The following is a 13,453-nucleotide window of genomic DNA, read 5'->3' as shown; positions in this document are numbered from 1 at the left end:
TGCCGCAATTTGTAATGCACAGTTTGCAAAATGGCAGATATTATAAAACATCAAGGTATTGTGGAAAACATAAATGGTTCTCATGTGAAGGTGAGGATTGTCCAAACGTCAGCTTGTGCGGCATGTAGCGCTAAGGGACATTGCGCATCGGCTGATACCAAAGAAAAATTAATCGACGTGACCACCGGCGATGCATCTTCCTATCACCCCGGAGACCGGGTTATCGTCTTTGGAGAACTCTCCATGGGAATGATGGCAGTGTTGCTGGCTTTTGTAATACCTTTCTGTGTTCTGGTTATTTCCCTCTTTATATTCATGGCTATCTGGAATGACGAACTTCGCTCCGCGCTTTGTTCGTTGGTGCTCCTTATACCTTATTATTATATATTATGGCTGAATAAAACACGTATGGGAAAGAAATTCTCTTTCTCAATAAAGCCGATAGACTGACTATAATACATTAAAATGAATAATTAAATAAATAACTAATTTATGAATGTAATTCTGATTGCAGTGATTTCATTGGGAGCCATAGCGCTGGTTTCAGCCGCTATCTTGTATATCGCTTCCAAGAAATTTGCCGTGTATGAAGATCCGCGAATTGCACAGGTAGGAGAGGTGTTGCCTCAAGCAAATTGCGGTGGATGTGGTTATCCGGGTTGCAGCGGTTTTGCCGATGCTTGTGTAAAGGCAGGTTCGCTGGATGGCAAGTTCTGTCCGGTAGGCGGGCAACCTGTTATGACGCAAATTGCTGAAATCCTTGGTTTGGATGCTACCGCTGCTGAACCGATGGTTGCAGTGGTGAGATGTAACGGAACCTGCGCCAACCGTCCTCGTACCAATATGTACGATGGTGCAAAGAGTTGTGCTATTGCAGCTTCTCTTTATGGTGGCGAAACTGGTTGTAGTTTTGGATGTCTGGGTTGTGGCGACTGTGTAGAAGCCTGCCAGTTCGATGCTATCCACATGAATCCCGAAACAGGGCTTCCGGAAGTGGACGAAGCTAAGTGTACGGCTTGTGCGGCTTGCGTCAAGGCTTGCCCGAAGAACATTATCGAAATTCGTCCGCAAGGCAAGAAGTCACGTCGTATCTATGTGCAGTGTGTAAACAAAGACAAGGGCGGCATAGCACGCAAGGCTTGTACGGTTGCTTGTATCGGCTGTGGCAAATGTGTGAAAGTTTGTCCGTTCGAGGCCATTACGCTGGAGAACAATCTGGCTTATATCGACCCGATTAAATGTAAATCATGTCGTAAGTGCGAAGAGGCTTGTCCACAGAACACGATTATCGCACTCAATTTCCCGCCGCGCAAGCCGAAGGCAGAAGATGCCGCTCCGGCTGCTGCTCCCAAAGTAGCTCCTGCGGTGAAAGCTGAAACTCCTCAGGCAGAGGCATAATAATAGAAGTAAATAAACGACTAAAAATACAGAATTGTATGTTGAAGACATTTTCAATCGGTGGTGTTCATCCACACGAAAATAAACTTTCAGCACATCAGCCCATCATCAAGGCAGAAGTTCCTGCCAAAGCTGTGATTCTGCTGGGACAGCATATCGGTGCGCCTGCAAAACCAGTTGTGGCTAAAGGAGATGTGGTGAAAGTCGGCACAAAGATTGCCGAAGCCGGTGGTTTCGTATCCGCAGCCATTCACTCGTCTGTCAGCGGAAAGGTTGCTAAAATCGATACGGTTATCGATGCCAGTGGTTATCCGAAACCTGCTATCTTTATTGATGTAGACGGTGATGAATGGGAAGAAAGCATTGACCGCACTGAAACATTGGTGAAGGAATGTACCCTTACCTCAGAAGAAATTGTGAAAAAGATTGCCGATGCCGGTATCGTGGGCTTGGGTGGTGCATGTTTCCCTACTCAGGTGAAACTCTGTCCGCCGCCTGCATTCAAGGCCGAGTGTGTCATTATCAATGCCGTGGAGTGCGAACCTTATCTGACTGCCGACCACCAGCTGATGCTGGAGCACGCTGAAGAAATTATGGTGGGTGTATCTATCCTGATGAAGGCAGTAAAGGTGAATAAGGCATTTATCGGTATCGAAAATAATAAGCCTGATGCTATCCAGTTGATGACGAAAGTGGCATCCAGCTATGCAGGTATCGAGGTGGTAGCTTTGAAAGTGCAATATCCGCAAGGAGGTGAAAAGCAGCTGATCGATGCTATTACCAACCGTCAGGTGGGAAGTGGTGCACTGCCCATCTCTACGGGTGCAGTGGTACAGAATGTAGGTACTGCATTTGCTGTCTATCAGGCTGTACAGAAAAATAAGCCATTGTTTGAGCGTGTGATTACTGTGACCGGTAAATCAGTGGCAAAACCTTCCAACTTCCTGGCACGTATTGGTACGCCGATGAAGCAGTTGATTGATGCTTGCGGTGGCCTGCCCGAAGATACGGGTAAGATTATCGGCGGTGGTCCGATGATGGGTAAAGCACTGGTAAATACGGATGTGCCGACTGCCAAAGGTAGTTCCGGTATTCTGATTATGAATCAGAAGGAGGCTAAGCGTGGTGAAATTCAACCCTGTATCCGTTGTGCGAAGTGTGTGGGTGCTTGTCCGATGGGGTTGGAGCCTTATTTGCTGTCGGCACTTGCCGAACACGCGGAATTCGAGAGAATGGAGAAAGAAAGAATTATGGATTGTATCGAGTGCGGTTCTTGCCAGTTCACCTGTCCTGCCAGCCGTCCGTTGCTGGACTACTGCCGTCTGGGTAAAGGCAAGGTAGGAGCGATCATCCGTGCACGTCAAGCTAAAAAATAACGAAGTATGGAAAAAAAATTAGTAATATCACTTTCGCCCCACGTTCACAGTGGCGACAGCGTGAAGAAGAATATGTATGGCGTGCTCATTGCATTGATTCCTGCATTTCTCGTATCACTCTATTTCTTCGGACTGGGTGCACTGATTGTCACGGCTACTTCGGTGGCTGCCTGTTTGTTCTTCGAATGGGCTATCGGCAAATACCTGATGAAGAAAGAAACCACAACCATTTGCGACGGTTCTGCCGTGATTACAGGTGTGTTGCTGGCATTCAATTTACCTTCCAATCTGCCCATCTGGATTATTATTCTTGGCGCACTGTTTGCTATTGGCGTCGGCAAGATGTCTTTCGGTGGATTGGGTAACAACCCGTTTAATCCTGCATTGGCAGGCCGTGTGTTCCTGTTGCTCTCTTTCCCTGTGCAGATGACGAGTTGGCCGGTTGTAGGCCAGTTGACTGCATATGCAGATGCTACAACGGCAGCTACACCACTTAACCTGATGAAACAGGTGGCCGGTGGAAATATAGAAGCTCTGAAAGACCTGCCTTCTTCTTTCGACTTGCTGATTGGTAACAATGGCGGTTGTCTTGGTGAAGTAAGTGCGTTGGCTTTGTTGCTGGGATTGGCTTATATGCTCTGGAAGAAAATCATCACCTGGCATATTCCTATTTCTATATTGGCTACGGTGTTCATATTCTCCGGCATTATGCATCTGGTAGATCCGGAACTTTATGTTTCTCCGGTGCTTCAGTTGCTTACCGGCGGTCTGATGCTGGGTGCTATTTTTATGGCTACAGACTATGTTACTTCTCCGATGAGCAAGAAGGGGATGTTGATTTATGGTGTTTGCATCGGTCTGCTGACGGTGATTATCCGTTTGTTCGGAGCTTATCCCGAAGGTATGTCATTCGCTATCCTGATTATGAACGCCTTCACTCCGCTGATTAATACATATTGTAAACCTAAACGCTTTGGGGAGGTAGCGAAGAAGAAATGAAAAAGTTAGAATCATCCTTGAAGAATATGTTGCTGGTACTCACGGGCGTTACTGCTATCTCCGTGGCATTGCTGGCATATGTAAATGAATTGACTAAAGAACCCATTGCGCAAGCCAATGCAAAGACATTGAGTGATGCAGTCAGTGCGGTGGTTCCCGGTTTTGATAACGACCCGATTGCAGACAAGAAGATGCAGATGGTGAATGATGTGGAATATGCCGTGTATCCTGCTACGAAAGGCGGAGAGTTTATCGGTGCTGCCGTGGAAGCCGGTGCAATGGCATTCGGTGGTGAGCTGAAAGTGCTGGTAGGCTTTGATGCGGAAGGAAACATTATAGATTATTCCCTGTTGTCGCATGTGGAAACTCCGGGATTGGGCTCTAAAGCTGCCGACTGGTTTAAAGAAGGCAATAAAGGAAGCATCAAAGGCATGAATCCGGGTAAGACTCCTTTGTCTGTGACTAAAGACGGTGGCCAGGTGGATGCCATTACGGCCTCTACTATTACTTCACGTGCTTTCCTGAATGCCGTGAATGCTGCTTATGCCGCTTATGCCGGTCAGAATGTATCTGATGCCGCTACGGGCGCCACACAAAAAGTTGTTGAACCTGCTGAAAACGCAGCCACTGAGGCTACGGACTCTATCAGCGCTAAATAAAGAAAGGAGTAGAAGATATGAATAATTTTAAAGTTATGATGAATGGGATCATTAAAGAGAATCCTATATTTGTGCTCCTGCTTGGTATGTGTCCCACGTTGGGTACGACCTCTTCCGCCATTAATGGTATGGGTATGGGCCTGGCCACCATGTTCGTGCTCATTTGTTCCAATGTGGTGATCTCTCTGATTAAGAATCTTATCCCCGATATGGTACGTATTCCGGCTTTCATCGTGGTAATCGCTTCTTTCGTGACGCTGTTGCAAATGGTTATGCAGGCTTTTGTTCCGGCATTGTATGCAACGTTGGGTCTGTTTATCCCCCTGATTGTAGTAAACTGTATCGTATTGGGGCGTGCCGAGGCTTTTGCTGCCAAGAATGGTCCGGTTGCTTCTTTGTTCGATGGTTTAGGCATGGGCCTTGGTTTCACCATTGCCCTGACGCTGCTGGGTGCTGTACGTGAGTTCCTGGGCACAGGTAAAATCTTCGACCTGACCATTCTTCCCGAAGAATACGGTATGCTGGTGTTTGTGCTTGCTCCAGGTGCTTTCATCGCATTGGGTTATCTGATTGCATTGATTAACAGCTTGAAAAAGAATTAATAATGAAAAATTAAAAATTAGAGATGAGAGTAGCAACTACTTTTAATTTTTAATTTTTAATTCTTAATTTTGAAAAGTATGGAATATATATTAATATTTATCTCGGCAATCTTTGTCAACAACATCGTGTTGTCGCAGTTCCTGGGTATCTGTCCGTTCCTCGGTGTATCCAAGAAAGTGGAAACAGCGTTGGGTATGTCGGCTGCTGTGGCATTCGTGCTCACTATCGCCACTATCGTAACGTTCCTTATTCAGAAATTTGTGCTCGATGCTTTCGATTTAGGTTACTTGCAGACTATCACCTTCATTCTAGTGATTGCTGCATTGGTTCAGATGGTGGAAATCATTCTGAAAAAAGTATCACCTTCCCTGTATCAGGCTTTGGGTGTTTTCTTACCTTTGATTACAACTAACTGCTGTATTCTGGGTGTGACTATTCTCGTTATCCAAAAAGATTATGACCTGCTGACCGGTGTGGTTTATGCATTCTCTACTGCTATTGGTTTTGGTCTGGCACTGACTCTTTTTGCCGGTTTGCGCGAGCAGATGAGTTTGGTGAATATCCCTAAAGGAATGAAAGGAACTCCGATTGCTTTAATCACGGCAGGCCTTCTGGCTATGGCTTTCATGGGCTTTTCCGGTGTGGTGAAAATCTGAAAAATAGAACATTCAATGTGGGTGAGGGGTAGAAGAAATTCTACCCCTTTCTTTTTTAAACTAAAAAAAAACACACTTTTTTCTTTTTATCTAAATAAATTTCCTTAAATTTGCCCCCACAAACAATGATAACCTAATAAGAATAAATCACTGATGAAAGAAAAAATTTTAGTTACAGGTGGAACCGGTTATATTGGTTCACATACTGTAGTTGAGCTTCAAAACGCAGGTTATGAAGTAGTGATAATAGATAATTTATCAAACTCCAGCGCCGATGTCGTTGATAACATCGAAAAAGTATCGGGTATTCGCCCAGCATTCGAAAAATTGGATTGCTTGGATTTCGCCGGTCTTGACGCTGTGTTTACTAAATATAAAGGCATTAAAGCTATCATCCACTTTGCAGCCAGTAAGGCTGTAGGCGAGTCGGTTCAGAAACCGTTGCTTTATTATCGCAACAATCTGGTTTCATTGATTAACCTTCTCGAACTGATGCCGAAGCACGGAGTGGAAGGTATTGTGTTCTCATCTTCTTGTACAGTTTACGGTCAGCCGGACGAATTGCCGGTAACGGAGAATGCCCCGATTAAGAAAGCGGAATCTCCTTACGGTAATACGAAGCAGATCAATGAAGAAATTGTTCGCGATACTGTGGCTTCAGGTGCTCCTATCAATGCAATTTTGCTGCGCTATTTCAATCCGATTGGTGCGCATCCTACAGCATTGCTTGGTGAGTTGCCCAATGGCGTGCCTCAAAACTTGATACCTTATCTGACCCAGACCGCTATCGGTATCCGTGAGAAACTGAGCGTGTTCGGTGATGATTATGATACGCCCGACGGCTCTTGCATACGCGACTTCATTAATGTAGTCGATTTGGCAAAAGCACATGTGATCGCTATCCGCCGCATCTTGGAAAAGAAGCAGAAAGAAACAGTGGAAGTGTTCAACATCGGAACGGGACGCGGTCTTTCAGTATTGGAATTAATCAATGCTTTCGAAAAGGCAACCGGAGTGAAGCTGAATTATCAGATTGTCGGTCGTCGCGCGGGAGATATTGAAAAGGTATGGGCCGATCCGAAATTCGCAAATGAAGAGTTGGGTTGGACGGCTGTTGAAACCATCGAAGATACGTTGCTCTCTGCCTGGAACTGGCAATTGAAGCTTCGCGAAAGAGGAATTCAATAAGCAAAAAAGAGATTTTTGTTTTTATTAACAAATAGGTCATGAACAAATGCTTCCCCGCATTTGTTTATAAATTGCAAATCAGCCTGACGCTGTTTATGTATATGTGAATATCCGTAACTAGTACTTATGCCTCCCCGGCATAGACAGGTAAGATTGCATAGTAGTTTTGTCGTGTTTTATTTTGTGTTTGTGTTGTGAATAAGCCTTGTCGGGAGACAGGGCTTATTTTTTTGTTCATTGGTGAACAAAAAAAGAGGCTTGGAATCAGCCTCTTTGATGGTATACGCAAAGTTTGTCTGTCTGCTATTTCAGTACGCCCCGATATACAAATGCTTTTTCCCCGAAATCTTCTTCCGCTGTTTTTGTATCTTCCGGTTTGAACAAACCAAATACAGATGAGCCGGAGCCTGTCATTGCCGCGTATATAGCTCCTTGCCTATATAGCTTCTCTTTAATCTCTTTGATGCCCGGAAATTGAGGGAATACGCTTTCTTCGAAGTCATTTACCATCAGTTCCCTCCATTCTTTCATGGGATACTTTATCACTTCCTTCAACGGGACTGGCTGGCGATGCGGTTTTATCTGCGCAAAAGCTTCGCGAGTGGAAACAAAAATATCCGGTTTTACTAGAACAATCTGATAGCCTTTCAGGGATAAAGAGATAGGAGAGAAGATATTTCCTATTCCTTCGGCATACGTTGGAGTATTCCGAATGAAAAAGGCGCAATCTGCTCCCAATCTGGCGGCATATTCTTCTAAGGTTTCATTCGTCAGTTCCAGATTGAACTTCTCATTCAATAATTTCAGCATATAGGCAGCATCAGATGATCCGCCACCTAAGCCTGCACCGGAAGGAATGTGCTTAAACAGATGAATATCTACAGGCGGCAGGTTGAACTCTGCGTCTAAAAGCTTATAAGCCTTTACCACGAGGTTGTTTTCTGCTTCTCCTTCAATTTCTAATCCTGCCTGGTGCAAACGGAACTTCTCATTGCCTTCATTCAGAATGTTGACTTCCAAGGCATCTTCTACAGGAACCGGATAGAATATCGTTTCCAGATTATGATATCCGTCGGGACGCTTTTCTACGATGTTCAGTCCCAGATTTATTTTGGCATTCGGAAATGTTATCATGATAAAAATGTTTTTTTACTTGTTTTTGATACAAGCGATCCACGCTTGTCGTACATTGTGTAGCAAATATACGAATTTGTTTAAAGCGGAAAGCAAATTGCGCGAGGATTTGTTTAGGGTAGAAAGCAATCGGCTTGTATTGCAACTTTAACAGGAAAAAGTACAAAAGAGGTTACTTCCGGGGGAGAAGTAACCTTTTTGAACTCTTTTGTCTGACCAGCTTTTAGTTTTGCAATAACTTCAGAATATATTTTCCCGGCATCACAATTCTTGCTTTCATTTGTGGTGAGTTGTTGATGTCATATAGGATCTTCCAAATCTTTCCTTTCAGTTTACCGAAATCCGTCAGTCTGAGGATGGCATTGATTTCTTTGACGACAGTCACTTTTTGCCGCTTCAATTCTTCCATCAGCCCTTCATAGTTATGCGTCTGTTTGTTGAGTGCATACTCCGGAGGAACCAGAAGAATCTCCTCATTCTTCTCAGTCTCCCCTTGGGGAGATATAGAGGGGGAGTTATTTATCTTATTAGTTTTATTTATAGCTAAAGCGTCGCTTGGCATGCCTTGCCTGATTTTCTGTTGGTTAGCCAGTCCTCCACGTCTGCCCGACTCTCTGTTGGCTTCGCGCTTGGCTTCCAGTGGGCCCATGCGCCGGGTGAGTCCGGGTGATGAGAAGGTTGTGTCGTCCACTCTAAAGAGTCCCGACTCGTAAATGAATCGCTTCAAAGTAGCTACTGTCACTCTCATCTTTTGTGCCAGGATAGGCAGCACTCTCAAGTCAGCTTTGTATCCCTCCTGTATTCTCAGAAACTCCAGTATCATCCAGTAGATACCATATCCTTTCATCCCTTCTTTCTGTATCATCATCATAATTTTAAAGTTATTGCCTGCATTGGCGTCATGTATCAAATATGAGTCCATAATCTCTTATTTTTCAATTCTCAATTTTTAATTTACCACCGGTTTCCATTCCAGGAAGTTCTCAATCTGGAACGTTCTCCATCCCTGTTGTTCTATATCCCAGTATACTACGTGGTTTCGGATATGTTCAATGTCATACTTTCGGTGGAAGTGGGCTTCATAATACACAAGTGTTCCTCTTGCCATATAGAATTCCCCATTCTGTTTTCTGTAGGCTATCAGTGCACATCCGTATGCCATGTAGTCTGTCAACTGCAGGATGCGTCGTGTCATCCATGCGATAGTTTCATCTGATAAATCGATTTCCTGCCTGATAAGTTTTTTCCATAGACTTTCTACTCTTTCTTCTTTCGTTACATGATTTGGTTGGTGACCCAACGTTTGCTTCTTCATTTTAATAATTTTAGTTGTTCATAAAAGCTTAATAATCAACCTTCTGTGATGGCTACACCCTTTGCTTCGGATAGCTACACCCTTTTATGTTTAGGGCTACACCATCCGGTTGAAAGGGTGTAGCCCTTCCACATTCAGGTTGACGGGGGCAAAGTTATGCCCTTTCTTTGGAGTAAACTATCAATGATTTATTCTTACATCATATCCGTATGGATCTATGTGTTCGGTATCTTCCTTTTGTATCACTGCCCAAATCTTTCTTAGTTCTGTCATTAAACTGCTTAGTTCCAGTTGTGTATCTTCTCCTTTTTCGTGTTTTAGCGCATCCCCCGATTTGTACAAATGCATTCCTAAATCGCTTATGTTATTAATATTTTGACCTTTAAAATAGCCTAATTTGAAGCTTCTTAGAGCTCCTACACATAGATGGGTTTTTATACCTGCATAATAGCGTTCAGACAATAAATCCTCATCGACCATACTAACTTTACTTACTGTTCTGATACAGCTTGTACTCTGATTCTCAACTTGATGAGACTCGTTCTTTGCATCAAGACTACTTGACCTTTCTTTTTTTTAAATCTTTCATATTGCATAAATTTTAATTCTGAATTTAACTGATATTTACAGTTAAAAAAATGTCGCAAAAGTAGAAATTAAAATTTAGATATGACAATGAAGGGGGATAAAGTGAAATAAATACGATGGTTGATTGGGTATAAATAGCTGTAGATTAAATTTATATATGATGATTTGATGGGCGTTCAAGAATCGTTCGTTTAATGGGCGCAAAGATAGAGGTGTTTTTTTGAATGACAAAATGTTTGATAAAAAATCTTTTTAAAATCAGATAAAAAGGATACTAACTATCTGATTATAAGAGATAAAATAGCAATGAAAATATAAGTTAATATCCATTCCTTTTATTCTTTTTCTTATCAACTATTTTTTCTAAATCTTGACGCCCATTAAACGAACGATTAAAAGACGCTTGTTTTCTTCTAATTCGTTCGTTTATAGACTTTTACCTGTAAGGTATGAGTGATTACAGCAAATCTATTGGCAAGAGGAGCACAAAGCTTGCCCTATTTTACATAAAGTGTTCGCAAGTGATTGAATTTCAAGTGTATGCAAGGGGTTCAAAGCCCCGGGGGAACACCCTTTTCTGAAATAATCATAGAATGGAAACGGAGAAAGAGAATGAAATATGGTATGCTATGCGTGCCACTTACCGTAGAGAGTCCGATGCCATGCGTCTACTTGAAAAAGAAAAGTTGGGCTGTTTCATCCCCATGCAATACAAGATAAGCGTGAAGAAAGGGAAAAAAATCCGTGCTTTGGTACCTATTATCCATAATCTGGTTTTTGTTCATGCCCGCCCTTCCGAAGTGAAGCGTGTCAAGTCTCAGGTCACCTACTTGCAATATATTACCGATACTCGTAGTGGAGAGAAAATTATAGTTCCTGATAGTCAGATGCAGCGTTTTATTGCCGTAGCTGGTACTTATAATGACCATCTTATGTACTTCCAACCTGATGAACTGAACTTATCTAAAGGTACTAAGGTCCGTGTTACAGGTGGTGAATTCGAAGGCCAGGAAGGTATTTTCCTGAAAGTGAAAGGTGCCCGCGATCGCCGCGTGGTCATTGAGATACAAGGGGTTATTGCTGTTGCCATGGCCACTATTCATCCCGATCTTATAGACGTAATCGAATAATTGACAGCTATCATTTGATGGTCGATAAATCATAAATTTGAAATCATAAATAGTTATGACTCTTTCCGAAGAAACATTTGCTCTTCAGCGTGCAGCGCACGAACTGATGTATTTAGGTATGGACGGGAGTCCGGTCTATAGTGATGACCTGTCCCGTCGTAACGGCGAAGTTTATCGCTTGACTACGACTTTGTATAACTCTGGTGCCGAAGGTTCTACTACTGAAGAACAGGCAAATGTCTGTCTTGCACTGCTGATGGGCTATAGTGCTTCGTTCATTGATCATGGTGAGAAGCAGAAACATGTTCAGGAAATATTGAATCGTTGTTGGGACATTCTTGCTGTTCTTCCAGTCTCATTGTTGAAACTTCGTCTGCTTACTGCTTGTTATGGTGAAGTATTCGATGATTCTTTGGTTGATGAAGGTCGTGTCATTATCGCTTCTTGGGATTCTGCAACACTTACATCTGATCAACAGGAAGCTATTGTGGAGTTTCAGAATGTGGTGGATAATCCTTATCCGTGGGAATATATTGACGAATGAAAGTCGGCTGATGATTTATATAATTATTTTATAATTTTCGGCTGGTGAAAAATTGGTTAATAGCAGGTATGCTAACTTTCCCCAATGATTTGGGTAATAAGCTTTCTGTATATTTCTCATAGCTCAACTATTGTTGTTATTTGAAAAATAGTGAAGGTTCACTGCGCCTATATTGATAAGTTCATTAGTTTTGGCTTTAAATCCGGAAACTTGGATGATTATACTACCGCGTCTAGGGACACATTTCCTTGTTCGTTTACTAAATTATCTGTCAATGACTGCAAGATATCGAGAAATTTAGTGAATATTGTATACAAAATTTTCATAAAATGGATTGCGATTAATAACTTATTCATTATTAATTTGCTATATATAAATAATATGTACAGCTTTCAATATATATTCAATTAACTATTTAATTTCGCCAATACGATGTAGGCTTAATCCTAATCTACTGTTGTTGTTAGTGAAGCAGAAATAGCTTGCTTGTCAAGTTGGAGTGCCATTAAGAGTCGATGAATTGTTTGGTAATGAGATGGTTGTATCATCCTATGGTGTACAAGAACTGTTGGAATAGAGCTTTTAGTTATTATTGTACTAGGTAACTATTTATTTTTCTACGTTGAAGAATGAAAGGTGGTGAAGGCTTATTGATAAGATATGGTATATGATAGACCAGATTGAAAAGGAAAATTGCTTTGGGTGTGGCGCTTGTTCTCAGGCTTGTCCGAAGGGAATAATTTCTATGAATCCAGACTTTGAAGGTTTTTTGTATCCAGAGATAGCTAATAATGAGGATGTTTGTATTCAATGTGGAAAATGCTTAAAAGTTTGTACTGCAGCAAATAAACCTCTTTTATATGAATCAGCGAAGGGAATTCATTATAATTCTCTTTGTAAATTATCGAGTCGGCAAAAAAGTGCATCTGGAGGTGCTTTTTTGGGGTTAGCTACCTATGTTATTAAGGAGCTTAAAGGGGTTGTGTTTGGGGCTGCATTTGATCAAGACCAAATTGTAAGACATATATCGGTAAATAATATAAAAGATTTAGTTAAACTCCAAAATAGTAAGTACGTTCAGAGTGAAATCGGAAATACTTATAAGGAGGTTGAGCAAGTTTTGAAGCGAAGGTCGAATGTTTTATTTTCAGGAACTCCTTGTCAAATTAGTGGATTAAAACTTTATTTAAGAAAAGATTATTGTAATTTGATAACTGTAGATATTGTCTGCCATGGTGTGCCAAGCTCTAAACTTTTAGATTATCATATTAAGAATATTGTTAATAATAAAGAGAATATTAAAAATATAAGTTTTAGAAGGAAACACTCCTTTTTTCCTTCTGTAAGCTCTTTTCTTTTTTCTATAAAAAAGAAAAGAGGTATTCAGCTTGCGAGAAATTATCATCAAGATCAGTATTTCCATCTGTTTCTTTTAGGTTTGTCTTTTCGATATGCGTGTTACAGCTGCCCTTTCGCACAAATCAATAGAATTGGAGATTTTACTATTGGTGATTGTGATAGTAGAAGGGAATATCCTGGTTTTCATTTAAATGAATCTACATCGATAATTCTTATAAATAATAAAAAAGCACAAGATATTTGGAATGGTGGAGCCAATAAATATTTTGAATATATCCCTTTAGATATAGAGCGTGAACAGCAATGTAATAAACAATTGAGTATACCTTCAAGTAAGCCGGTTGACAGAGACTCTATTTTGAAAAAAGTTTTTTCAATGTCAAAATTGGATTATTTAAGATATGTTCCACAGCAAAGTATCATGGATTACTTTAAATTACGTATTAGCTTAATAATACCTCCTATTTTTAAACATGTTATATTAATCTTCAAAAGAAAATAAAA

Annotated in this window: 15 protein-coding genes; 11 read left to right on the top strand and 4 right to left on the bottom strand. The window is 41.5% G+C overall.

Annotation, left to right across the window (positions count from 1 at the left end):
* The first annotated feature begins 30 nt into the window (after positions 1–30).
* The 8 genes from HMPREF9447_RS04340 to galE all read left to right on the top strand — a co-directional run bounded on the left by HMPREF9447_RS04340 (position 31) and on the right by galE (position 6,879).
* Positions 31–450: a SoxR reducing system RseC family protein gene (locus tag HMPREF9447_RS04340; RefSeq protein ID WP_009128427.1), complete on the top strand. Its 420-nt coding sequence runs from the start codon at positions 31–33 to the stop codon at positions 448–450.
* 42 nt (positions 451–492) lie between these two features.
* Positions 493–1,398 (top strand): Fe-S cluster domain-containing protein, encoded by a 906-nt coding sequence (locus HMPREF9447_RS04335; RefSeq protein WP_009128425.1) that lies wholly within the window; start codon positions 493–495, stop codon positions 1,396–1,398.
* Positions 1,399–1,436: 38 nt separating this feature from the next.
* Positions 1,437–2,774 carry an electron transport complex subunit RsxC gene (rsxC, locus tag HMPREF9447_RS04330; RefSeq protein WP_009128423.1) on the top strand — a complete coding sequence of 446 codons (1,338 nt, stop codon included), beginning with the start codon at positions 1,437–1,439 and terminating at the stop codon, positions 2,772–2,774.
* Between the two features lie 6 nt (positions 2,775–2,780).
* Positions 2,781–3,773, top strand: a complete 993-nt coding sequence (locus HMPREF9447_RS04325; RefSeq protein ID WP_009128421.1) for an RnfABCDGE type electron transport complex subunit D — start codon at positions 2,781–2,783, stop codon at positions 3,771–3,773.
* A complete protein-coding gene (locus tag HMPREF9447_RS04320; protein WP_009128420.1) occupies positions 3,770–4,432 on the top strand; it encodes an RnfABCDGE type electron transport complex subunit G in 663 nt (220 codons plus the stop codon). The genes HMPREF9447_RS04325 and HMPREF9447_RS04320 overlap by 4 nt, the downstream gene beginning before the upstream one ends.
* 17 nt (positions 4,433–4,449) lie before the next feature.
* On the top strand, positions 4,450–5,034 hold the full coding sequence (gene rsxE / locus HMPREF9447_RS04315; protein WP_044137435.1) for an electron transport complex subunit RsxE: 585 nt from the start codon (positions 4,450–4,452) through the stop codon (positions 5,032–5,034).
* 78 nt (positions 5,035–5,112) lie between these two features.
* Complete coding sequence (gene rsxA / locus HMPREF9447_RS04310) at positions 5,113–5,691, top strand: electron transport complex subunit RsxA (protein WP_007217954.1); 579 nt, start codon at positions 5,113–5,115, stop codon at positions 5,689–5,691.
* A gap of 153 nt (positions 5,692–5,844) precedes the next feature.
* A complete protein-coding gene (gene galE, locus HMPREF9447_RS04305) occupies positions 5,845–6,879 on the top strand; it encodes a UDP-glucose 4-epimerase GalE (protein WP_009128415.1) in 1,035 nt (344 codons plus the stop codon).
* A gap of 303 nt (positions 6,880–7,182) precedes the next feature.
* On the opposite strand, the gene ispE is transcribed toward galE, so the two are convergent.
* The 4 genes from ispE to HMPREF9447_RS04285 all read right to left on the bottom strand — a co-directional run bounded on the left by ispE (position 7,183) and on the right by HMPREF9447_RS04285 (position 9,808).
* Positions 7,183–8,013, bottom strand: a complete 831-nt coding sequence (ispE, locus tag HMPREF9447_RS04300) for a 4-(cytidine 5'-diphospho)-2-C-methyl-D-erythritol kinase (protein WP_009128414.1) — start codon at positions 8,011–8,013, stop codon at positions 7,183–7,185.
* 223 nt (positions 8,014–8,236) lie between these two features.
* The gene (locus HMPREF9447_RS04295; protein ID WP_009128413.1) at positions 8,237–8,935 is read right to left on the bottom strand and encodes a DUF4373 domain-containing protein; all 699 of its coding nucleotides are present in this window, start codon (positions 8,933–8,935) and stop codon (positions 8,237–8,239) included.
* Between the two features lie 27 nt (positions 8,936–8,962).
* Positions 8,963–9,328, bottom strand: a complete 366-nt coding sequence (locus HMPREF9447_RS04290; RefSeq protein ID WP_009128412.1) for an SH3 beta-barrel fold-containing protein — start codon at positions 9,326–9,328, stop codon at positions 8,963–8,965.
* A gap of 180 nt (positions 9,329–9,508) precedes the next feature.
* Positions 9,509–9,808 carry a hypothetical protein gene (locus HMPREF9447_RS04285; protein WP_009128411.1) on the bottom strand — a complete coding sequence of 100 codons (300 nt, stop codon included), beginning with the start codon at positions 9,806–9,808 and terminating at the stop codon, positions 9,509–9,511.
* A 701-nt stretch (positions 9,809–10,509) separates the two neighbouring features.
* On the opposite strand from HMPREF9447_RS04285, the gene HMPREF9447_RS04280 reads away from it, so the two are divergent.
* From HMPREF9447_RS04280 to HMPREF9447_RS04270, 3 genes are all read left to right on the top strand, one after another.
* Positions 10,510–11,046 (top strand): UpxY family transcription antiterminator, encoded by a 537-nt coding sequence (locus HMPREF9447_RS04280; RefSeq protein ID WP_009128410.1) that lies wholly within the window; start codon positions 10,510–10,512, stop codon positions 11,044–11,046.
* A gap of 55 nt (positions 11,047–11,101) precedes the next feature.
* Positions 11,102–11,590 carry a UpxZ family transcription anti-terminator antagonist gene (locus HMPREF9447_RS04275; RefSeq protein WP_009128409.1) on the top strand — a complete coding sequence of 163 codons (489 nt, stop codon included), beginning with the start codon at positions 11,102–11,104 and terminating at the stop codon, positions 11,588–11,590.
* 667 nt (positions 11,591–12,257) lie between these two features.
* Positions 12,258–13,451, top strand: coding sequence for a Coenzyme F420 hydrogenase/dehydrogenase, beta subunit C-terminal domain (locus tag HMPREF9447_RS04270; protein ID WP_009128407.1), 1,194 nt, complete (start codon positions 12,258–12,260; stop codon positions 13,449–13,451).
* Positions 13,452–13,453 lie beyond the last annotated feature (2 nt).

This window comes from Bacteroides oleiciplenus YIT 12058, from assembly GCF_000315485.1.
GTDB lineage: Bacteria > Bacteroidota > Bacteroidia > Bacteroidales > Bacteroidaceae > Bacteroides > Bacteroides oleiciplenus.
This window is presented reverse-complemented; position numbering and strand designations above follow the sequence as displayed.